The sequence below is a fragment of the Peptostreptococcus sp. MV1 genome (assembly GCF_000758885.1).
Classification (GTDB): domain Bacteria; phylum Bacillota; class Clostridia; order Peptostreptococcales; family Peptostreptococcaceae; genus Peptostreptococcus.
Genome location: NZ_JRNB01000035.1, coordinates 1 through 1497 on the forward strand (window position 1 = coordinate 1; position 1497 = coordinate 1497).

Genomic DNA, 1497 nt, shown 5'->3' on the forward strand with positions numbered 1-1497 from the left:
CGAACGGCACGCTCCGTGGTGTGAGAGGGAGGAGAAAGTCCTCCCTACTCGATTATAAGGTTAATTGAGTAATAGTTGAAGTAAAGCATATAGTATTTTATGAAAGGAAGAAGAGATGGCAAGACATTTATTTACATCAGAATCAGTAACAGAAGGGCATCCTGACAAACTTTGTGACCAGGTATCAGATGCGATACTAGACGCCATAATTGAAAAGGATCCAAAGTCTAGAGTAGCTTGTGAGACTACAGCTACAACAGGATTAATATTGGTGGCAGGAGAGATATCTACAAATGCCTATGTAGATATTCCGAAGATAGTTAGAGAGACAGTAGAAGGCATAGGATATGTAAGAGGTAAGTTTGGATTTGATGCTGAAAACTGTGCAGTAATCACAGCTATAGATGAACAGTCAAATGACATAGCTATGGGTGTTGATGAAGGTTTGGAATCAAAGGAAGGAGAAAATATAGAAGATGAGATAGAAAAGGTTGGTGCTGGAGACCAGGGTATCATGTTTGGTTTTGCCTGCAATGAAACTCCAGAGCTAATGCCATTACCAATATCTCTAGCTCACAAGCTATCAAGAAAGCTTACTGACGTTAGAAAGTCTGGCGAATTGGCCTACTTAAGACCAGATGGTAAGACTCAGGTAACTGTTGAATATGAAGATGACAAGCCAGTGAGAGTACACACTGTATTGATATCTGCCCAGCATGACCCTGAAACTACAAATGACCAGATTAGAAAGGACCTTATAGAAAAGGTAATAAAGGCTACAATACCAGCAGAATTATTGGATGATGAAACACTATACTACATCAACCCAACAGGTAGGTTTGTAGTAGGTGGACCACATGGAGATACTGGCCTAACAGGTAGAAAGATCATCATAGATACATATGGTGGATATTCTAGACACGGTGGCGGTGCCTTCTCAGGTAAGGACCCAACAAAGGTAGACAGGTCAGCTTGTTATGCGGCTAGATATGTTGCCAAGAATATAGTTGCAGCAGGCCTAGCAGACAAGTGTGAGATAGAGCTTGCCTATGCTATAGGTGTGGCTAGACCACTATCAATATTTGTAGATACATTTGCCACAGGAAAGTTATCTAATGAGAGATTAGTTGAGATTGTAAGAGAGAACTTTGACCTTAGACCAGGTGCTATTATCAAGAACCTAGACCTACTAAGACCAATTTACAAGCAGACAGCTGCTTATGGTCACTTTGGTAGAACTGATATAGATCTACCATGGGAAAGAACTGACAAGGTTGATGTTTTGAAGGCCTACCTATAGGTCTAACTGAAAATACACCTATAGACTTATGGCTATAGAGTGATTATAAATGGAATATGAGGGGTTGACTGCTTGGTCAGCCCTTTCTTGTGCCTAAAAATAGACAGCGAGGTTTTTTTCATATATAATTGAGATGGAAAGATTTACCAAAATTGCAATATCAATTTGTACACTTTTTTGTCCTTCCTGCCAAAATA

At 39.9% G+C, this 1497-nt stretch carries 1 protein-coding gene; it reads left to right on the top strand.

Annotation, left to right across the window (positions count from 1 at the left end; genetic code table 11):
• Positions 1 to 115 precede the first annotated feature (115 nt).
• Entirely contained in the window at positions 116 to 1300 is a 1185-nt protein-coding gene (metK, locus tag HMPREF1639_RS02675; RefSeq protein ID WP_036762998.1) for a methionine adenosyltransferase, read from the top strand.
• Positions 1301 to 1497 lie beyond the last annotated feature (197 nt).

Excerpts from the sequence above, each read along its gene's own strand:
- metK (WP_036762998.1), top strand. The coding sequence starts at position 116 with ATGGCAAGACATTTATTTACATCAGAATCAGTAACAGAAGGGCATCCT.